The organism is Streptomyces sp. CC224B (genome assembly GCF_030010595.1).
Lineage (GTDB): Bacteria > Actinomycetota > Actinomycetes > Streptomycetales > Streptomycetaceae > Streptomyces > Streptomyces longispororuber.
Genome location: NZ_JASCXL010000037.1, coordinates 55923 through 77841 on the forward strand (window position 1 = coordinate 55923; position 21919 = coordinate 77841).

Consider the following 21919-nt stretch of genomic DNA (forward strand, 5'->3'; position numbering starts at 1 on the left):
CTACGCGAACAGGTGAGTTTCCGATGGCGGACCAGCAAAAGCTCCTCGACTACCTCAAGCGGGTGACCGCCGACCTCCACGAGACGCGCCAGCGGTTGCGCGAAGCGGAGGCGGAGGAGCCCGAGCCCGTCGCCATCGTCGGAATGAGCTGCCGCTACCCGGGCGACGTCCGCGGCCCCGAGGACCTGTGGCGGCTCGTGGCCGACGGCACGGACGCGCTGTCCGCCTTCCCCGTCGACCGCGGCTGGGACGTCGACGCGCTCGCCGGCCGCACCGACGGCGCACCCGGCGACACGGCCGCCAAGGAGCGCGGCGGCGGCTTCGTGTACGACGCGGGCGACTTCGACGCGGCGTTCTTCGGGATCTCCCCGCGCGAGGCCATGGCCATGGACCCGCAGCAGCGGCTCCTCCTGGAAGCCACCTGGGAGACCTTCGAGCGGGCCGGGATACCGCCGGCCTCGCTGCGCGGCAGCCGCACCGGCGTGTTCGTCGGCGCCACCGCCCAGGGCTACGGCCCCGCCCTCATGGCCTCGCCGGACAGCGTCGACGGCTATCTGCTCACCGGCGACGTCTCCAGCGTCATCTCCGGCCGCGTGTCGTACGTGTTCGGCCTGGAGGGCCCGGCGGTCACCGTCGACACGGCCTGCTCGTCGTCGCTGGTGGCCCTGCACCTGGCGGCTCAGGCGCTGCGCCAGGGGGAGTGCGACCTCGCGGTCGCCGGTGGCGTCGCCGTCATGGTCACGTCGGGGGCGTTCGCGGAGTTCAGCCGCCAGGGCGGCCTCGCGGGCGACGGCCGCTGCAAGCCGTACGCCGACGCCGCCGACGGCACCGGCTGGGGCGAGGGCGTCGGCGTCCTCGCCCTGGAGCGCCTCTCTGACGCCCGCCGCAACGGCCACGAGGTCCTGGCGGTCGTACGGGGCTCCGCCGTCAACCAGGACGGTGCCAGCAACGGCCTGACCGCCCCCAACGGGCCCTCGCAGCAGCGCGTCATCCGCCAGGCCCTCGCCAACGCCCGCCTCAGCACCGGCGACATCGACGCCGTCGAGGGCCACGGCACCGGCACGGTCCTCGGCGACCCCATCGAGGCCCAGGCGCTCCTCGCCACCTACGGCCAGGACCGGCCCGCCGACCGGCCGCTGCTGCTCGGCTCGGTCAAGTCCAACATCGGCCACACCCAGGCCGCTTCGGGCGTCGCGGGCGTCATCAAGATGGTCATGGCCATGCGCCACGGCGTCCTGCCCGAGAACCTGCACACCGACCGGCCCAGCACCCACGTGGACTGGTCCGCAGGGGCCGTCGAACTGCTCACGGAGGCCCGCGAGTGGCCGCAGCGCGACGGCGTCCCGCGTCGCGCGGGTGTGTCGTCGTTCGGGGTGAGCGGCACCAACGCGCATGTGATCGTGGAGCAGGCGCCGGTCGAGGAGCCCGCCGAAGCGGCCGAGGTCGTGGAGCCGGTCGCTCCGGTGACGGCGGTGCCGTGGCTGGTGTCGGGCCGCAGTCCGGAGGCGCTGCGGGCGCAGGCCGAGCGGCTGCGCGAGCACGTCGCGGGCGACGAGGGCCTGGACGCCGTGGACGTCGGCTGGTCCCTGCTGTCCGGCCGCTCGCCGCTGGAGCACCGGGCGGTGCTGTTCGGGCGCGAGCGGACGGACCTCCTGGCGGGCCTCGACGCGGTCGCCTCCGGCACCGACCGCCCCGACCTGGTGACCGGCACGGTGGCCGAGGGCCGCCTGGGCGTCGTCTTCACCGGGCAGGGCAGTCAGCGCCCCGGCATGGGCCGCGAACTGTACGAGACGTTCCCGGTGTTCGCCGACGCGCTGGACGAGGTGTGTGACCTCTTCGACGGCTTGATAGAACGTTCGCTCCAGAGCGTGATGTTCGGTACCGACGCCGACCTCCTCGAACAGACCGGTTACACCCAGCCCGCGCTGTTCGCCTTCGAAGTGGCGCTGTTCCGGCTCGCGGAGTCCTTCGGCGTACGTCCCGAGATCGTCGGCGGGCACTCCATCGGTGAGCTGGCCGCCGCGCACGTGGCGGGGTTGTGGTCGCTTGAGGACGCGGTGCGACTGGTGGCAGCGCGGGGCCGGTTGATGCAGGCGTTGCCCGAGGGTGGCGGCATGCTGGCGGTCCAGGCGACGGAGGCCGAGGTGCTGCCGCTGCTGGACGGGCTTGCGGACAGGGTCGGTGTGGCAGCCGTCAACGGCCCGGAACAGGTTGTGCTGTCCGGTGACCGTGCGGCCCTCGATGTCATTGAGGACTCGCTGCGTGGTGAGGGGCGCAAGGTGCGGCGGCTGAAGGTGTCGCACGCCTTCCACTCGCCGCTCATGGACCCGATGCTCGACGACTTCCGCCGGGTCGCGCGGGGTCTGACGTATGAGGACCCGAAGCTGCCGGTCGTCTCCAACCTCACCGGCCGCCTCGCCACCGCGGACGAGCTGAAGGATCCCGAGTACTGGGTGCGGCACATCCGCGAGGCCGTCCGCTTCCACGACGGTCTCGGTGCCCTCACCGGTTTCGGCGTCTCCACGCTGCTCGAACTCGGCCCCGACTCCGTGCTCACGGCCATGGCGCACGAGGCGCTCACCGAGCCCGCCGCCCAGAGCGGCCTGGTCGCGGCCCTGCGCAAGGACCGCCCGGAGACCGACACGTTCCTGACCGCCCTCGCCAAGGCGCACGTCCGCGGCGTGACCGTCGACTGGGCGCCGCTGTACGCACCCGTCGCGTGCCGCCGCCGCGTCGACCTGCCCACGTACGCCTTCCAGCACCAGCGCTACTGGCCGCGCCCCGCCGTCCCCGGCGCCGGGGACGCCCGGGCCACCGGACTGCACCCGGCGGACCACCCGCTGTTCGGCGCCGCCGTGGCCCTCGCCGACATGGACGGGTACCTGTTCACCGGCAGACTCTCGCTCGCGTCCCACCCCTGGCTCGCGGGCCACGCTCTCGGCGGCACGGTCCTGCTGCCCGCCACCGCCTACGTCGAACTGGCCCTGCACGCCGGACACCGCGTCGGCTGCGCCCACCTGGAGGAGCTGACGCTCCAGGCGCCCCTCGTCCTGCCCGAGCGCGGCGCCGTGCAGCTCCAGCTCGCCGTGGGCGCGGCCGACGCCCTCGGCCGCCGCCCGGTGAACCTCTACTCGCGGCCCCAGAGCGCCGCCGCCGACGACGACCTGTGGTCCGACGAGCCCTGGCTGCGCCACGCCACCGGCACCCTCGCCCCGGCCCCGGCCGCCCGGGAAACCGGCACCGACCTGGCCCAGTGGCCGCCCGCCGGCGCCGAACGCGCCGACACCGCGACGCTGTACGACAGCCTCGCCGCCGCCGGGTTCCGCTACGGGCCGGCCTTCCAGGGCCTGCGGTCGGTGTGGCGGCGCGACGGCGAACTCTTCGCCGAGGTCACGCTGCCGGAGGAGGAGCGGGACGGGGCCGACGCGTACGGCCTGCACCCCGCGCTCCTCGACGCCGCGCTGCACCCGCTCGGCCTCGGCACCTTCGTGTCCGACACCGAGCAGGGCCGCATGCCCTTCTCCTGGACCGGCGTGACGCTGCACGCGACCGGCGCGTCCGCGCTGCGCGTCCGCCTCACCGCCGCCGGAACCGACGGCGTGGCCCTCACCGTCGCCGACACCCACGGCGCCCCGGTCGCCACCGTCGACTCCCTCGTCCTGCGGCCCATCGCGGCACCCGACGCGGACACCGGGCGCGGCGCCCACAACGACGCGCTGTTCCGCGTGGACTGGACCGTGGTGCCCGCCCCCGCCCCGGCGGACGCTGTCGGCTACGCCGTTCTGGGTGCGGACGTGTGGGGGGTGCGGGCCGCGCTGGAGGGTGCCGGTGCGTCCGTGGCGGCGTACGCGGACGTGGCGGCGCTGGCCGAGGCGGTCGGCAATGGTGCTCCCGCTCCGGAGTGCGTGTTCGTGACCTGCGCGGGTGCGGAGGGCGGTGACACCGCCGCGGCGGTGCGGAGGTCCCTGTACGCCACCCTCGCCACGGTGGGGGAGTGGCTGTCCTATGAGGGCGGCGAGGACGCGCGGCTGGTCGTGGTGACGCGGGGTGCCGTGGGTGTGGGCTCCGGTGACGTGGTCTCGGCGTCCGGCCTGATCGACGCCCCGGTGTGGGGTCTGCTCCGCTCGGCGCAGTCGGAGAACCCCGGCCGCCTCGCCCTCGTCGACGTCGACGGCTCGGCGGCTGCCTTGGCACAGCTCCCCGTCCTGCCCGCGCTGGACGAGCCGCAGCTCGCCGTGCGCGGCGACGTGCTCCGCGCGCCGCGCCTGGTGCGCGCAGGGAGCGGCGGGCTCCCGGTCCCGGCGGGGGAGTCCTGGCACCTGGGCGTGACGGGCAAGGGCACCCTGGAGAACCTGGCCCTGCTGCCCGGCACGGACGACGCCGAGGTGTCCGGGGACCGGCCGCTCGGCGCGGGCGAGGTCCGCGTCGAGGTCCGGGCCGCGGGCGTCAACTTCCGCGACGTACTGATCGCGTTGGGCATGTACCCGGGGGACGCGGTGATGGGCACCGAGGGTGCCGGTGTCGTCGTCGAGGTCGGCGCCGACGTGACGGACCTCGCGGTCGGCGACCGCGTCCTGGGCCTGCTGGAAGCGGGCTTCGGCCCCCTGGCGGTCGCGGACGCGCGGATGGTGGCCCGTATCCCCGAGGGCTGGTCGTTCGCGCGGGCGGCGTCGGTGCCGACGGTGTTCCTGACGGCGTACTACGCGCTGCGGGACCTGGCGGACCTTCAGGCGGGGGAGTCGGTGCTGGTGCACGCGGCGGCCGGTGGTGTGGGTATGGCGGCGGTGCAGCTCGCCCGGCACTTCGGGGCCGAGGTGTACGGCACCGCGAGCACCGGGAAGTGGGACGTACTGCGGGAGCTGGGCATCCCGGACGCGCGGATCGCCTCGTCCCGGACGCTGGACTTCGAGGCGTCCGTCCTCGACGACACCGCGGGCCGGGGTGTGGACGTGGTCCTGAACTCCCTGGCGCGGGAGTTCGTGGACGCGTCGCTGCGGCTGCTGCCGCGGGGCGGGCGCTTCGTGGAGATGGGCAAGACCGACCTCCGCGACCCGGACGCCGTCGCGGCCGGGCACGCCGGAGTCACGTACCGGAGCTTCGACCTGATCGACGCGGGACGCGACCGGATCAAGGAGATGCTGGCGGAGGTGCTCTCGCTGTTCGAGCGGGGTGTGCTGGAGCCGCTGCCGGTCAGGGCCTGGGACGTGCGCCGGGCCCCGGAGGCGTTCCGCTACCTGAGCCAGGCCCGGCACGTCGGCAAGGTGGTCCTGACGCTGCCGCCGCGCTTCGACGGCCAGGGCACCGTCCTGGTCACGGGTGCCCTGGGCGGTCTGGGCCGGGTCGTGGCCCGGCACCTGGCCGGTGAGCACGGCGTACGGGACCTGCTGCTGGTCTCCCGCCGGGGCGAGCAGACCCCGGGCGCGGACCAGGTGCGCGCCGAACTGGAGGAGCTGGGCGCACGCGTCACGATCGCTGCCTGTGACGTCTCCGACCGCGAGGCCCTGGCGGCCGTACTCGACGGCGTACGCGACCAGTTGAGCGCCGTGGTGCACGTGGCGGGTGTCGTGGACGACGGTGTGCTGACCTCGCTGACGCCGGAGCGTCTGGACACGGTCCTGCGGCCGAAGGTCGACGCGGCGGTCAACCTGCACGAGCTGACCGCGGACCTGGACCTGTCGGCGTTCGTGCTGTTCTCGTCCGCTGCCGGTGTGCTGGGCAGTGCCGGGCAGGCCAACTACGCGGCGGCGAATGCCTTCCTGGACGCGCTGGCCCAGTACCGGCGTGCGCAGGGCCTGGCCGCGACCTCGCTGGCGTGGGGGCTGTGGGCCGACCAGGGCGGCATGGCCGGAGCCCTCGCCGAGGGGGACATCGACCGGATGAACCGGGCGGGCGTGGCGGCCCTGTCCGCCGCGGAGGGCCTGGCCCTGCTCGACGCCTCCCTCGCGCAGCCCGACGGCGCCCTGGTGCCGATGAAACTGGACACCGGCGTGCTCCGGGAGCAGTTCGGCGCCGAGGTGCCGCCGCTGTTCCGCGGCCTCGTCCGCGCCCAGGTCCGCAAGGCCGCCGCGCCGCAGGCGGGCGGCCCGGCGGACACGGGGCGGGCGCCGCTGGCCGAGCGGCTCGCGGGGCTCGGCGCCGAGGAGCGCGAGCAGGCCCTCGTCGACCTGGTGCGCGCCGACGTCGCCGCCGTGCTCGGCTACCCGTCGCCGGAGTCGGTGGACGCGGCCAAGGCGTTCAAGGAGCTGGGCTTCGACTCGCTCACCTCCGTCGAACTGCGCAACCGCCTCAACGCCGCCACCACGCTGCGGCTGCCCGCCAGCCTCGTCTTCGACTACCCGACGCCCGTCGCGCTGGCCGCCCACCTGGGGACGGAACTGCTCGGCGCGCTGCCGGAGCCCGCCGCCCCGGCCGCCGCGAGCGGCGCGGCCGTCAACGGTGTCCAGGACGAGCCCGTCGCCGTCGTCGCCATGAGCTGCCGCTACCCGGGCGGCGTCCGCTCGCCCGAGGACCTGTGGCGCCTGGTGTTCGCGGGCGAGGACGGCCTGACCGGCTTCCCCGGCAACCGTGGCTGGGACGTCACCGCCCCGGCGGACCTCGACGGTGGCACGGACGGCGGTGCGCGGGGCGGCGCGGACGGTGACGCGGGCGCGACCTACGTCACGACCGGTGCCTTCCTGCACGACGCCGACCAGTTCGACGCGGACTTCTTCGGCATCAACCCGCGCGAGGCCCTCGCCATGGACCCGCAGCAGCGGCTCCTCCTGGAAACCTCCTGGGAGGCGTTCGAGCGCGCGGGCATCGTCCCCGCGACGGTGCGCGGCAGCGACACCGGCGTGTTCGTCGGCCTGTCCACCCAGGGCTACTCGACCACGCTGCACGGCGCCGAAGGGGTCGAGGGCTACGTCATGACCGGCGACGCCGCGAGCGTCGCCTCCGGCCGCCTGTCGTACTCCTTCGGCTTCGAAGGCCCCGCCGTGACCGTGGACACCGCCTGCTCGTCCTCCCTCGTCGCGCTGCACCTCGCGGTGCGGGCGCTGCGCCAGGGGGAGTGCGCGATGGCCCTCGCGGGCGGCGCCGCGGTGATGCCGACCCCCACCTCGTTCGCCGAGTTCAGCCGCCAGCGCGGGCTCGCCCCCGACGGCCGCTGCAAGTCGTTCGCCGCGGCGGCCGACGGCACCGGCTGGGGCGAGGGCGTCGGCATGCTCCTGCTCGAACGGCTGTCCGACGCCCGCCGCAACGGCCACCAGGTGCTCGCCGTGATCCGCGGCTCGGCCGTCAACCAGGACGGCGCCAGCAACGGCCTCACCGCCCCCAACGGGCCCTCCCAGCAGCGCGTCATCCGCGCCGCCCTCACCGACGCCCGTCTGACGCCCGCCGACGTGGACGCCGTCGAGGCGCACGGCACCGGCACCACGCTCGGCGACCCCATCGAGGCGCAGGCCCTCATCGCCACCTACGGCAAGGCGCACACCGAGGACCGGCCCCTGTGGCTCGGCTCGCTGAAGTCGAACATCGCCCACACCCAGGCCGCCGCCGGCGTCGGCGGCGTCATCAAGACGGTCATGGCGATGCGGCACCACGTCCTGCCGCGGACCCTGCACGTCGACGCCCCCACGCCCGAGGTCGACTGGAGCGGCGGGGGAGTGGAGCTGCTCACCGAGAACCGCGACTGGGCCGCGCGCCCGGACGGCGCCCCCCGCCGCGCGGGCGTCTCCTCCTTCGGCATCAGCGGCACCAACGCCCACGTCATCGTCGAGGAGGCACCCGAGTCCGCCCCCGCCGGACCCGCCCCCGCGTCCGCCGCCCCCGAGGCGCCCTCGGTGGCCCCCGGCCTGGTCCCCCTGCCCCTGTCGGGCAAGACCCCGGAGGCCCTGCGCGCCCAGGCGGCCCGGCTGCGGGAGCACCTGCTCGCGCACCCCGGCCTCGAACCCGCCGACGCGGGCCGGTCCCTGGCCGTGGCCCGGTCGCGGTTCGAGCACCGGGGCGTGGCCCTCGGCGCCGACCGCGCGGAACTCCTCGCCGCCCTGGACCGGCTGGCCCAGGGCGACACGGACGCCCCGGGCGTCGTCGCGGGCCGCGCCCTCGGCGGCACGGTCCGGCCGGTGTTCGTCTTCCCCGGCCAGGGCTCGCAGTGGGCCGGCATGGCCCGCGAACTCCTCGCGCAGAGCCCGGTGTTCGCCGCCCGGATGAGCGCGTGCGCCGAGGCGCTGTCCCCGTACGCCGACTGGGACCTGACCGAGGAGCTGAGCGGCGAGAACTTCGACCGCGTCGACGTCGTCCAGCCCGTCCTGTTCGCCGTCATGGTGTCCCTCGCCGCCGTCTGGCGCGCGGCCGGTGTCGAGCCCGCCGCCGTGGTCGGCCACAGCCAGGGCGAGATCGCCGCCGCCTGCGTCGCGGGCGCCCTCACCCTGGAGGACGCCGCCCGCGTCGTGGCCCTGCGCAGCCGGGCCATCCGCGACCTGTCCGGCAAGGGCGGCATGGTCTCCCTCGTCCTGCCCCGGGACGAGGCCGATGAGCTCCTCGCGGGCTGGGACGGCCGCATCGAGACCGCCGCCGTCAACGGCCCCTCCCAGCGCGTCGTCTCCGGCGACCCCGGGGACCTGGAGGACCTGGTCGCCCACTGCGCCGCCCACGGCATCAGGGCCCGCACCATCCCCGTCGACTACGCCTCGCACTCCTCGTACGTGGAGCAGATTCACGACCACCTCCTGGAGGCGCTGGCCGACGTGGCGCCCAAGGCTGCGGACATCCCCCTGTACTCGACCCTCACCGGCGCCTGGCTGGACGCGAACACCCCCATGGACGCGGGCTACTGGTACCGCAACCTGCGCCACACCGTGCTCTTCGAGCAGGCCACGCGCGGCCTGCTCGAAGAGGGGTACGGGCTGTTCCTGGAGATGAGCCCGCACCCGGTGCTCACCGTGCCCGTGCAGGAGACCATCGACGCCGCGGACGCCGCGGGCACCGGCGCCGCCGCGCTCGGCTCGCTGCGCCGCGACGAGGGCGGCGCCGACCGCCTGCTCGCCTCGCTCGCCGACGCCCACGTGCACGGCGTGGAACTCGACTGGCAGGCGCTGTTCCCCGGCGCCCGCACCACCCTCGACCTGCCCACCTACGCCTTCCAGCACCGGCGCTACTGGCCCGAGCCCGCCCCGGCCGGCACCGGCGACGTCGCGTCCGCCGGCCTCGACGCCGCCGGGCACCCGCTGCTCGGCGCCCGCGTGGACCTCGCCGACGGCGACCAGTACGTCCTCACCGGACGGCTGTCCCTGCGCACCCACCCCTGGCTCGCGGACCACGCCGTGGGCGACACCGTGCTCCTGCCGGGCACCGCGTACGTGGAGATGGCGCTGCGCGCCGGGGACGAGGCCGGCTGCGGACTCGTCGAGGAACTCACCCTCCAGGCGCCGCTCGTCGTGACCGGCGACGAGACCCACACCCTCCAGGTGTGGGTCGGCGCCCCCGACACCACGGGCCGCCGCCCGCTGACGGTCTCCTCGCGGCCCCAGGGCAGCGACGCCCCCTGGACGCGGCACGCCACCGGCACCCTCCACCCGGAACCGGACACGGCGGGCACGGCGGGCACGGCAGACGCACCACTGGCCGTGTGGCCGCCCGAGGGCGCCGAGGCCGTGGACCTCGACGGGTTCTACGACCGCCTCGCCGACGGCGGGCTCTCCTACGGCCCCGCGTTCCAGGGCCTGCGCGCCGCCTGGCGCGACCCCGCGGGCGACGCCTGCTACGCGGAGGTCGAGCTGCCCGAGAGCGCCCACCGGGACGCCCGCGCCTTCGGCGTGCACCCCGCGCTCCTCGACGCCGCCCTGCACACCGTGGCCCTCGCCCCCTTCGCGGAGGCGGACGGCGTACGGCTGCCCTTCGCGTGGAGCGGCGTCTCGCTGGCCGCGCAGGGCGCCACCGTGCTCCGGGTCCACCTCCGCCCGGCCGACGCCGGGGGCGTGGCCCTGCTCCTCGCCGACGACACCGGCGCCCCGGTCGCCCGCGCCGACTCCCTCGAACTGCGCCCGGTCGCCCCCGAGCAGCTCCGCGCGGCCGCCGGCGGCGGACACCGCGACGCGCTGTTCGCCGTCGAGTGGACGCCGCTGCCCGCGGGCACGGCCGACCCGGCCGGCACCACCTGGGCGACGGTCGGCCCCGACCCCTTGGGCGTGGGCGCCCGGCTCACCGCGTCCGGCGCCCCCGTGGACGCCTACGCCGACACCGACGCGCTGACCGCGGCCCTCGACGCCGGGGCCGCGGTGCCCGACACGGTCCTCGTCACCTTCGCCCCCGGCCCGGACCCGGACACGGCCCCGGACGCCTCCCTGCCCGAGGCGGCTCGTACCGCCCTGCACCGGGCGCTCGCCCTGCTCCAGACCTGGCAGGCCGACCCGCGCCTCGCCGCCGCCCGCCTGGTCCTCGTGACCCGCGGCGCGGTGGCCACCGACGGCGGCGACGTGCCCGACCTGACGCACGCCGCGCTGTGGGGCCTGGCCCGCTCGGCCCGCTCCGAGCAGGCGGGCGGCCCCGGCACGGCCGGACCGGTCCTGATCGACCTGGACCCCGGCACGGCGGCCACCGGCACGGCCGACTCCGGCGCGGCCGACGCCCGGTTGCTGGCGTACGGACTCGCGCTGGACGAGCCGCAGGTGGCGCTCCGCGACGGCGTGCCGCGCGCGCCCCGCCTGGTGCCCGCCCCGGCCGTCCCCGCGGCACCCGTACCCAGCTCCGGCCCCGAGGGCACCGTCACGGCGCCCGTACGCACCCCCGACCCCGAGGGCACCGTCCTGGTCACCGGTGCCACCGGCACCCTGGGCGCGCTCGTCGCCCGCCACCTGGTGGCCGAGCACGGCGCCCGCCACCTGCTCCTGACCAGCCGCCGGGGCCCGGACGCGCCCGGCGCCGCCGCCCTCGTCGCCGACCTCGAAGCGCTCGGCGCCCGGGCGCGCGTGGTGGCGTGCGACGCGGCGGACCGCGACGCGCTCGCGGCGGCCCTGGCCACCGTCCCCGACGCGCACCCGCTGACCTCCGTCGTCCACACGGCGGGCGTCCTGGACGACGCCCTGCTGGCGTCCCTGACGCCCGAGCGCGTGGACGCGGTCCTGCGGCCCAAGCTGGACGCGGCCCTGCACCTCGCCGAGCTGACCGCGGGCGCGGACCTGGCGGAGTTCGTCCTGTTCTCCTCGGCGGCCGCCACCCTCGGCAGCCCCGGCCAGGGCAACTACGCGGCGGCCAACGCGTTCCTCGACGCCTTCGCCCACCGCCTGCGCGCCCGGGGCGTGCCCGCCACCGCGCTCGCCTGGGGCCTGTGGGACGAGAGCAGCGAGATGACCGGCCACCTCGACGAGGCCCGCCGGACCCGCATCTCGCGCGGCGGTGTCCTGCCGCTCGCGTCGGCGGAGGGCCTCGCGCTGTTCGACGCCGCCAGGGCCGCGGGCGCGCCGCTGCTGCTGCCCGTCCGCCTCGACACGGCCGCGCTGCGGGCGGGTGCCCGCCGGGGCGAGGCCGTGCCGCCGCTGCTGCGGCGCCTGGTGCGGGTCCCCGCCCGGCGGACCGCCGCCGGCGCCGCCGCCTCCGAGGCGGAGGCGTTCGCCCGCCGCCTCGCCGCGGCCGGTGGCGACGAGCGGGCCGAACTGCTCGCCGCCCTGGTGCGGGACCAGGCCGCGGCGGTCCTCGGCCTCACGTCCGCCGACCGGGTCGAGGACGAACGGGGCTTCCTGGAGCTCGGCTTCGACTCCCTCACCGGTGTCGAGCTGCGCAACCGCCTCGCCGCCGCGACCGGCCTCCGGCTCCCCGCGACCCTGGTGTTCCAGAACCCGACACCAAGGTCCCTGGCCGCGCGCCTCGCCGCCGACCTGGACCAGGCGGAGCCGCAAGCGGCCCAGGCGGATGCAGCGGGGCCGCAGACCGCCGCCACGCGGCAGCGGGCCGCCACGCAGCCGCCCGCCGCCCCGGCACCCGCCCGGCCCGCGCCCGCCGCCGGGGCCCCCGCACCCGCGCGGCCCGCTGCCCCCCGGCCCGCGACCGGCCTCGCCGAGCTGTACGACGAGGCCGCGCGGCAGGGCCGGGCCGACGACCTGATCCCGCTGCTCCGCACGATGGCGCAGTTCCGCGCCTCGTTCACCACCGAGGCCGAACTCGGCGCGCCCCGCGCCCCGTTCACGCTGTCCCGGGGCGCGGACCCGGTCGGCCTGGTCCTTTTCACCTCGTACGTCGGCCGCTCCAGCGCGTACGACTACGCCCGCTTCGGCGCGTACTTCCGCGACCGGCGCGACGTCAGCGTCATCACCCACCCCGGCTTCCTGGAGGGCGAGCTGCTGCCCGCCGACAAGGAGGCGCTGGTGCGGCTGCACGCGGACACCGTGCAGCGCCACGTCGGCGACAAGCCGTACGTCCTGTCCGGGCACTCCTCCGGCGGCCTCGTCGCGCACGCCGTGGCACGGGAGCTGGAGAGCCGGGGCGCCGGACCCGCGGGCGTCGTGCTCGTGGACACGTACGTGGAGGAGAAGGCGCTCGGCGACATGGCGGCCGCGATGGGCAAGCAGCTCAGCGACCGCTACGGCACGGTGCCCGGCCCCGGCGGCGACGGCGGCCCCGGTGGCAACGGCGGCACTGACGGTGGTGACGGCGACGACTGGGGCGACGCCTGGGTGACCGCCATGGCCCGCTACATGTTCCTCGGCCTGCTGCCCGACGCCATCGAGGCGCCGACGCTCCTGGTCCGCGCGAGCGAGCCGCTGATGGAGTGGACCCAGGAGTACGACTGGCGCCCGTCGTGGAAGCTGGAGCACACGGCCGTGGACGTGCCCGGCACCCACTTCACGGTGATGGAGGAGCACTCCCGCACCACCGCCCGCGCCGTGGAGGAGTGGCTGGACAAGCTCTGACCGGCAGCGCGACGGCCCCGTCCCCACAGCGTGTGGGGGCGGGGCCGTCGTCGTGGGGCGCGCGGCGCGGTCAGGACAGGTGGCCGTAGTCCTTCCAGATCGTCGACCACGGCTGCTTGCGCCCGTCGAGCACCCACACGGGCACGCCGTCGACGTAGCTCTCACCGGGACCGCCCGCCGCCCGCGCGGCCTTCCGCACGGACGAGAAGTACGGCTTCAGCTTCGCGACGTCGGACCCCACGTACAGGACCGGGCCCGAGGAGTCGGACGGCGCGCCGAAGTACCAGTAGCCGCGGTGGCCGCTGTAGGCGTCCGGCAGGCCGCGGTCGGCGCCGAAGTGGTCGACGGCGCCCGCCTCCTCGTAGTACTGCGTGACCACCACGGCCCGCTTCCGGGCGTCGGCGGGCAGTGTCCGGTACGCCTTCTCGACCGCGTCGATCAGGTTCGGCCAGCGCAGCGTCTCCGCGGTCATCGGGTTGTTGGCGGGCTGCTCGGTCTTCGTCACCTGCGACACCGGGTACACCGGCAGCGAAAGCGCCACGCACACCAGGGCCGTCAGGGCGACCACCGGCCACGCGGCCAGCCACCGCCACCAGCGGGCCCCGCCGCCGCGCGCCAGCTCCACGGCGCCCGCCGCCCACAGCGGCGCGAAGACGCCCACCACGTAGGCGGGCCGGCCGCCGGTGACCAGGAACACGGCCGTCAGGCCGAGGAACGTCCAGGCCAGGAACCGGTAGGGCGCGAGGTGCGGCGCGCGCAGCAGCCGCACGAGCCCGTACACCAGGACGACGGTGAACACGCCGCCCGACAGGACGATCAGGTACGGCAGGAAGCCCGCGCGACCGCCGAGGATCTCCTCGTCGGCGAGCACCCCGGACATCTCGAGCTGCGGCCAGTCGTGCCGCGCCTGCCAGACGAGCCCCGGCAGCGACGCGACCACCGCGACGGCCCCGCCGATCCACAGCGGCCTGCGGCGCAGCATCTCCCGCGGACCGGCCGCCCACACGGCGACCACGACGACCAGCCAGAACCCGACGATCAGGTACTTGCCCTGCAGCGCGACCGCCGTCGCCAGGCCGGACCACAGCAGCAGCCGGTCCTCGCGGGTGCGCACCCAGCGGATCAGGAGCCAGTTCACCGTCGTCCACAGGAACAGGTCGACGGCCATCGTCGACAAGGCGTGCCCGCTGATGAGGACGGCCGGGGCGAAGCCGTAGGCCGCCGCCGTCAGGACCTGCGCCCGGCGCGCGCCGCCGAACTCGCGGGCGGTGAGCGCGGCGACGAGGACGCCCGCCACGGTGAGCAGCGCGGGCAGCAGCCGCAGCGCGAACAGCGAGCCGCCCGACACCGCGTCGATGACGCGGGCGAGCAGCGGGAGCAGCGCGGGCTGGTCGGCGTACCCCCAGTCCAGGTGCTGCCCGGCGCCCAGGAAGTACAGCTCGTCCCCCTGGAACCCGTACCGGGTGCTGACCAGGAGCAGCGCGAGGCCGGACGCGCCCGCGACCGCGCCCGCCCAGCGCCCGGCGAACTCCGGGAGCGCGCCGGTTGCCGGGGCGGCCGCATCGGCTGCCGGGGCGGCCGTATCGGTTGCCTGGGCGGCCGTGCCGGACGCCGTTCCCTCGGCCTCCGCTCCGGCTTTCCCGCCGGTTTTCCCCGCGGCCGTCGCCCCGGCCTCTTCGTTCTGCTTTTCCCCGGGCTCGGTGTCCGGCTTTCCGTCCGGCAGGACCGTCACTGTTTCCTGCCGTTCGTTATCCTGTGCCCGTTCCTTATCCTGTTCCCCGACCGGTCCCTGACCGGCCCCTGTCCGTACTCCCACCGGGTCCTCCGCGACTTATCACGTACGTGGCCTGAACACGTCGAAGGTAGCGGTTGGCCCGGCCCGTCAGCTCGCCCCTTCTGGCGCCGAATTACCTGCTCAGGGGCTGCTAGGGGGAGGATAGGGGTTCTGCTGCGGCGGTGCGCTGCCTAGCTTTTACGGTGCTCCCCGGCGACTCGCCCGGGGCGGGAGAATTGCTCGACCTTATCGTGCCCGTTGAATTCTCAGAACCGGGAAAGGGGGCGGCTTCGATGACACCGAACATCTTCACGGGAGATTCGGCGCGGACCTTCGCCGAATTCGAGCAGGACACCCTGCGCGTCGCGATGGTCCTGCGTGCGGAAGGTGTCCGGCCGGGAGACCGGGTGCTGCTCAAGGCCGGGAACTCGGCGGCCTGGCTCAACGCGTTCTTCGCGCTGATGCACGTCGGCGCCTCCATCGTCCTCGTCGACCAGCAGGAGCACGCCCGCGAGACCGGGCGCATCGTCGAGCGCACCCGCGCCCGCCTGTGCCTGTACGACGACGACGCGCCCATACCGTCCGACACGCAGGACGCCGTCTACCTCTACAAGCTGCTCGTCGAGGCCTCCGGCCTGGTCCCGACCGAGCCGGCGCTCGACTTCGACGCCTGGTGCGCCCTGCCGGACGGCCTGATCATGTGGTCCTCCGGCTCCACCGGCACCCCCAAGGGCGTGGTCAAGAACGGCGGCCGCTTCCTGGAGAACCTGCGCCGCAACGCCACGCACATGGGCCACGGCCGCGGCGACGTACTGCTGCCGCTGCTGCCCTTCGCCCACCAGTACGGCCTGTCCATGGTGCTCATCGCCTGGCTCGCCGAGTGCTCCCTCATCGTCGCGCCGCACCGGCGGCTCGACCGGTCGCTCCTCATGGGCGGCCAGTGCGGGGTCACCGTCGTCGACGCCACCCCGGCCACCTACCGCAGCATGCTCAACCTCGCCGGGCGCCAGCCCGAGGTGCGGCGCGCGCTCGACGGCGTCCGCATGTTCTGCAGCGGCGCCGCCCCGCTCGACCCGGCCCTCTCGGACGCCTACGTCGAGGAGTTCGGCCGGCCGCTGCTCGACAGCTACGGCAGCACCGAGCTGGGCAACATCGCCTTCGCCACCATCGACAACCCCGTCGCCTGCGGCCAGGTCATGAAGGGCCTGGAGCTGACCGTCCAGGACGACGACGGCAACGTCCTGCCCGCGGGGGAGATGGGCGAACTCGTCGTCAACACCCCCGACATGATGGCCGGTTACCTCGCCGAGGACGGCACCCTCGACCCGGTCGAGCAGGGCTGGTACCGCACCGGCGACCTCGGCCACCTCGACGCGGCCGGCAACCTCTTCGTGGCGGGCCGCAAGCTCGCCGTGCACCGCATGGGCTACACGCTCTACCCGGAGATCATCGAGCGGAAGGCCGCCGCCGCGGGCTGCACCGTCAAGGTGGTGGCCCTGCCGGACGACGCGCGCGGCTCCGAGCTCGTCTTCTTCGTCGAGGACCCCTCCGGCCAGGACGCCGCCGCGTGGCGCCGCCGCATCAAGGACGCCCTGCCCGCGTACGAGCACCCCAACCGGGTCGTCGTCGTCGACAGCTTCCCGCTGAACCGCAACGGCAAGCCGGACCGGCGCGCCCTGGAGCAGCGGGCGGCCGAGCGCTCACCGGCGGAGCTCGCCTCCGCCTGAGCCCCGGCTACCAGGCGCCCCAGCACGACCAGCAGCCCCAGCACGACCCGCAGAACCAGCACGACCAGCACTCCCAGCAGCCCCAGCACGACCAGTACGGACAGAGCGGACAGGATGATGACCGACCAGGCACGCAGCGCCGTGGTGTTCCCCGGCATGGGGCCCTCACGCTTCACCGACGTGGGCAAGTTCATGATGATCGACCCCTTCGTACGGAAGCGCCTCGCCGCCGCCGACGAGGCGCTCGGCCGGTCGGTCCTGGACGGGTTCCGCGCCCAGGGAGAGGACTTCGGGGAGTTCGCCCAGGTCGCCTTCTTCATCAACTCGGTGGCCCTCGCGGACCGGGCCGTGCAGGACGGGGGCCTGCGGGCGGACCTCTGCGTCGGGTTCAGCTTCGGCCAGAAGGCCGCCACCGCGTTCAGCGGCGCCCTGCCGTTCCCCGAGGCGGTCCGCCTCACGTACGAACTCGCCCTGTGCGAGCAGCGGTTCTTCCAGGAGCAGTACCAGGACCTGGTGACCCTCACCATCACCCGGGTGCCCGAGCCGGCGCTCACCGAGGTGCTCGCCGAGCTGACCGAGCGCGGTGAGTTCCACGAGGTCTCCGGCCTGCTCGACGAGGGCATGCACATGATCACCCTGCGGGAGCCGGTCCTGGAGTCCTTCCAGCGGCGCATCAGCGCCGTCGGCGGCTACTCGCTGTACTCGATGAAGCCGCCCGCGCACTGCCGCGTCCTGACGGGCCTGCGGGCCCGCGCCGAGGAGGAGGTCCTCGGCGCGGTCGACCTCGCCGACCCGGAGCTGCCGGTCGTCGCCGACCACGACGGCTCGCTGGTGACGACCGCCGACGGGCTGCGCACCCTGCTCCTGGACACCTTCGACCACCCGGTCCGCTGGCACCCCGTCGTGGACACCCTGCGCGCCCACGGCGTGACCACGGCGCACGTCACCGGCCCCGACCGGCTCCTGCACCGCCTCGGCGTCACCACCCGCCACTTCGACGTGGTGGCGCTCGGCCCCGAGCAGGCCCTCAGGCCCGCCGCCCGGCCCGCCCGGGACACCGCCCGGCCCGCCCGCGCCTCCTCCCGACCCGCCCGGACCTCCTCGCGCAAGGAGCAGTGATGGCCACGCTCATGGACAGCAAGTCGGCCGGGTTCGCCTTCAGCGCCAAGCTCGGCGCGACCCGTGCGATCCTGCGCGCCTTCGGCCTCTTCGGCGACCCGTTCACGCGGCTGCTCCAGGGCCGCACGGACCCCTACCCCCTGTACGCCAAGGTGCGCAGGCGCGGCCCCATCCCCCGCAGCCACCTGGGGAGCTGGGTCACCGGCAGCCACGAGCTCGGCAGCAGGATCCTGCGCGACCGCACACTGTTCCTGAACCGGACCCAGGGCGGCGTCCCCGGCCACGAGATGATGGACGACATCCCCTGGAACAGCTCCATCCTCGGCCTCGACCCGCCCGACCACACCCGGCTGCGCCGGCTCGCCCAGCCGGCCTTCGGGCCCAAGATGATCAGCAAGTACCGCATCCAGGTGGAGAAGCTCTGCCACCACCTGCTCGACCAGGCGGCCACGCGGGACGGCTTCGACCTCATCGAGGACTTCGCGGGCCCGCTGCCGCTGCTCGTCATCGGCGAGCTGCTCGGCGTCCCCGAGCAGTACCACGAGCGGTTCATCAGGGCCGGGCGCAAGGTCGGCCCGGTCATCGACGGCGTCAAGTCCCTGAAGATGGCGCGGGAGTTCCGCGCCGCCGTCGACGACCTCGACCAGGTCTTCACCGAGCTGATCGCGCTCCGCGCCAAGGACCCCGGCGACGACCTCATCAGCCGCCTCACCACCGCCCACGGCGACGGCAAGCTCAGCACGGAGGAACTCCTCGCCTTCTGCACCGTCCTCGCCGTCACCGGCTTCGAGACCACCACCAACCTCATCGGCAACGCCGTCCTCGCCATGACCGGCGACCGTACGCAGTGGAACCTGCTGCTCGACGACCCGGACCTCGCCCCGCGCGCCGTCGAGGAGACCCTGCGCTACGACTCCCCGGCCCTCCAGGCCCAGCGCGTCCCGCACCAGGACATCGCGCTGGCCGGCCACCACATCCGGGCCGACAGCTCCGTGGTCGTCCTCATCGGCGCCGCCAACCGCGACCCCGAGGTGTACGACGACCCGGACCGCTTCGACCTGACCCGCGAGAACCCCGCCGAGCACCTGTCGTTCTCCGGCGGCATCCACTACTGCATCGGCGCGCCGCTGGCCCGGATGGAGGGCGAGACCGCGCTGCGCGTCCTGGCGCAGCGACTGCCCGACCTGCGCGTCGCCGGGCCGGTGCGGCGACGCAGCTCGCCCGTGATCAGCGGCTGCACCCGGCTGCCCGTCATCGGCAGGGCCGCCTGAGCCCGTTCGCGCCGCCCCGGGCCCCGGTGCCCGGGCCCCACGCGTCACGAGAACCAGCGGCGGACCGCCGCCGTGCACGAACCCCCGTACCCGAGGAGAGAGATGAGCGAGACACCCGAGTCCGAGAACTGGCGGCGGGAGGTCGATCGCTCCACGTTCCCGCGGCGCGAGCCCGGCCCGATCGACCTGCGCCGCTACTACGTCCAGCCGTCCTACTCGGGCGTGCCCACCTTCATGGGCGTCCCGCTCGCCCTCACCCAGGAGGACCTGCGGGCGGGCGGCGTCGACGTGGCCGTGGTGGGCTGCCCGGTGGACGTCTCCAGCGGCCACCGCGGCGCCGCCTACGGGCCGCGCGCGATCCGCGCCGACGAGCGCTACCTGTACAGCACGCCCGAGGGGTTCGTGCACTCCGCGACCCGCGTCAACCCGTTCAACGTGCTCAAGGTCGTCGACTACGGCGACGCGGCCGTCGACCCGTTCGACATCACCCGGTCCATGGAGCCCATCCGCGGCCTCGTCCGCGAGATCGCCGAGGTCGGCGCGCGGCCGGTCGTCCTGGGCGGCGACCACTCGCTGCTGTGGCCGAGCGTGGGCGCCCTGTCCGAGGTGCACGGGCGCGGCTCCATCGCCGTCGTCCACTTCGACGCCCACCCCGACTGCCACGAGGAGCTGTTCGGGCACCGCGCCACCCACACCACGCCGATCCGCCGCCTCATCGACGAGGAGATGGTGCCCGGCCCCAACGTCATCCAGGTCGGCATCCGCACCATCTCCGGGCCGGACGACCAGCTCTTCAACTGGATGCGCCGGGCCGGGATGCGCTCGCACTTCATGGCCGAGATCGAGCGCGTCGGCTTCGCCGCGGTCATCGACAAGGTCATCGAGGAGGCCCGCGCGGTCGCCGACCACGTCTACCTGTCCCTCGACATCGACGTGCTCGACCCCGCCTTCGCCCCCGGCACCGGCACCCCCGAGCCCGCCGGGCTCACCACCCGCGAACTGTTCACCGCGCTGCGCCGCATCGCCCACGAGACCGACCTCGTCGGCATGGACGTGGTCGAGGTCGCCCCGCACCTGGACGCGGGCTACTCCACCGCCATGAACGCCCGCAGGGCCGTCTTCGAGGCGCTGACCGGCCTCGCCCTGAACCGCATCAAGATCTCCAGCAAGAACTACGCGAACCCGATCGTGGCCGGAGAGGTCCGCTTCCCCCTCAAGTGACCCCGGGGGCGCACCACGGTGCGCGCGCCCCGCGGCGCGCCGCGCCGCCGAAGGCGGGCCGAGGCCCGCCTTCGGCCTGTGCGCCCCCGCCCACCGTGTGACCGCACCGCCGTGAGACCGTACTGCCGTGTGACCGTACTGCCGTGTACGCGCTGCCGTGTGACCGCACCGCCGTGTCCCTGCACTCCCGCGTCCCCGCTCCGACCGGACCCGACGTCCCGCCGATCCCCATGGATGGAACACCGTCATGACGACAGCCGCCGCCGACCTGTGGCTCCGCTCGTACCACCCCGCCCCCGACGCCACCCGCCGCCTGGTGTGCTTCCCGCACGCGGGCGGCTCCGCCAGCTTCTACTTCCCCGTCTCGGCCGCCCTGAGCCCGGTCGCCGACGTGGTCGCCCTGCAGTACCCGGGCCGGCAGGACCGCCACACCGAGAAGGGCGTCGAGACCGTCGCCGAGCTGGCGGACCGGATCACCGACGCGCTCCGCGGCCACACCGACCTGCCGCTGACCTTCTTCGGCCACAGCATGGGCGCCGTGCTCGCCTTCGAGGTGGCCCGCCGCCTGGAGCGGGCCGGCCAGGCCCCCGCGCACGTCTTCGCCTCCGGCCGCCGCGCCCCCTCCCGGTACCGGCCCGAGAACGTCCACCAGCGCGACGACGACGGCGTCATCGCCGAGATGCGCAAGCTCAGTGGCACGGACCCGCGCATCCTCGGGGACGACGAGGTGCTGCGCATGGTGCTGCCGGCGATCCGCAGCGACTACACCGCCATCGAGACCTACCGCGCCGAGCCCGGCGCGCAGATCGGCAGCCCCATCACCGTCCTGGTCGGCGACGACGACCCGCGCACCACCCTGGACGAGGCGCGCGCCTGGGAGCCGCACACCCTGGGCGCCTTCGACATGAAGGTGTTCCCCGGCGGCCACTTCTACCTCACCGACCACGCCCAGGACGTCATCGCCGTCCTGAAGGAGCACCTCACGTCGTGACACGCCGAACTGGCGGGGCGGGCACCTCGGTGGAGGAGGTGCCCGCCCCGCCAGTTCTCGTGTGCCGGGGCACGGCCGCGTAGCGGAGGAAAAGAGCCCGGTGGCCAGTTACGGGGGAGAACCGGCCACCGGGAGTCCGGGGAAAATCAGTGGTGCACGGACTTGCGGGAGCGTGAACTCGCGCAGAACGCAAGGATGATCAGACCGACAATGCCGATCGCCAGGCTCACCCAGGAGGGCGTGTCATCGGGAAACAATGCCGTGACCCCGAATTTTGTGTCCCAGATCCGCTCGGTCAGGAAGGACCCGAATCCCTGAACGGCCAGGACGATGCCGACCCACAGCATGTCGCTCCTCAAATGTTCTGTACGGGGTGAGCAGAGTTCTCGCCCCCTGCTCCGTATCCCGGTATCTCCTGCCGGGCTGCCAACAAGACTTATTCAACCGGGCCGCACCCGCCGCCGGGCAGAGGGAAACGTTGGTACCGCTACCGACGAAAGTAGTGGGCGGATGCCGCGTTCCCCCTCTCGTGGACCTGGCGGGCCGCGCTCCGGCGGTGCACGGACCCGGCGCCCGTGAGCGTCGTCACGTACCGCAAACGGCACTTAGAGCCGTTAAAGCCCCAGGTCAGGCGCGCGGCTGGGGTCCGCTGGCGGCACGGATTAAGCTCTTCACGACCAACTCAGCGCGAAGCCGATCATGTACGGGGGTGGGCTTGTCGTGCAGCCAGCCAGGACGGCCGAAGAGCAGCGGACCCGTAGGTTCCGCCCCGCGGCGTCCGACCTCTTCCTGCTCTCCGCCCTGATCCTCGCCAACGTCCTGGTGGCCATCGGGAACGTGGAGAACGGCGAGGGCCACCCGCGGTTTGGTCCGTGGGCGGGGTTGGGGTTGCAGGTGGTTGTGGTGGTGGTGTTGGTGGTGCGGCGGGTGTG

The 21919-nt window shown here is 74.6% G+C and carries 9 protein-coding genes; 7 read left to right on the forward strand and 2 right to left on the reverse strand.

All coding sequences use genetic code 11. The annotated features are described in order from the left end of the window. The first annotated feature begins 23 nt into the window (after positions 1-23). A complete protein-coding gene (locus QK440_RS17050; protein ID WP_282793958.1) occupies positions 24-12884 on the forward strand; it encodes a type I polyketide synthase in 12861 nt (4286 codons plus the stop codon). A gap of 70 nt (positions 12885-12954) precedes the next feature. Here QK440_RS17050 and QK440_RS17055 read toward each other — a convergent pair whose 3' ends face one another. Further along, entirely contained in the window at positions 12955-14616 is a 1662-nt protein-coding gene (locus QK440_RS17055) for a glycosyltransferase family 39 protein (RefSeq protein ID WP_282793959.1), read from the reverse strand. Between the two features lie 335 nt (positions 14617-14951). Here QK440_RS17055 and QK440_RS17060 point away from each other — a divergent pair, with 335 nt between their 5' ends. The 5 genes from QK440_RS17060 to QK440_RS17080 all read left to right on the forward strand — a co-directional run bounded on the left by QK440_RS17060 (position 14952) and on the right by QK440_RS17080 (position 20987). Then, positions 14952-16385, forward strand: coding sequence for a class I adenylate-forming enzyme family protein (locus tag QK440_RS17060; RefSeq protein WP_282793960.1), 1434 nt, complete (start codon positions 14952-14954; stop codon positions 16383-16385). A gap of 117 nt (positions 16386-16502) precedes the next feature. Beyond that, positions 16503-17504 (forward strand): ACP S-malonyltransferase, encoded by a 1002-nt coding sequence (locus QK440_RS17065; protein ID WP_282793961.1) that lies wholly within the window; start codon positions 16503-16505, stop codon positions 17502-17504. Continuing rightward, the gene (locus QK440_RS17070) at positions 17504-18775 is read left to right on the forward strand and encodes a cytochrome P450 (RefSeq protein ID WP_282793962.1); all 1272 of its coding nucleotides are present in this window, start codon (positions 17504-17506) and stop codon (positions 18773-18775) included. Before QK440_RS17065 ends, QK440_RS17070 begins: the two co-directional genes overlap by 1 nt. 102 nt (positions 18776-18877) lie before the next feature. Beyond that, positions 18878-19996, forward strand: coding sequence for an agmatinase family protein (locus QK440_RS17075; protein ID WP_282793963.1), 1119 nt, complete (start codon positions 18878-18880; stop codon positions 19994-19996). Positions 19997-20243: 247 nt separating this feature from the next. Then, positions 20244-20987 carry an alpha/beta fold hydrolase gene (locus QK440_RS17080; protein WP_282793964.1) on the forward strand — a complete coding sequence of 248 codons (744 nt, stop codon included), beginning with the start codon at positions 20244-20246 and terminating at the stop codon, positions 20985-20987. Between the two features lie 146 nt (positions 20988-21133). Here QK440_RS17080 and QK440_RS17085 read toward each other — a convergent pair whose 3' ends face one another. Continuing rightward, positions 21134-21334 carry a hypothetical protein gene (locus tag QK440_RS17085; RefSeq protein ID WP_190140817.1) on the reverse strand — a complete coding sequence of 67 codons (201 nt, stop codon included), beginning with the start codon at positions 21332-21334 and terminating at the stop codon, positions 21134-21136. A gap of 373 nt (positions 21335-21707) precedes the next feature. Between QK440_RS17085 and QK440_RS17090 the strand changes: the two genes are divergently transcribed. Then, a partial coding sequence (locus QK440_RS17090; RefSeq protein WP_282793965.1) for a hypothetical protein occupies positions 21708-21919 on the forward strand: 212 nt, incomplete at its 3' end.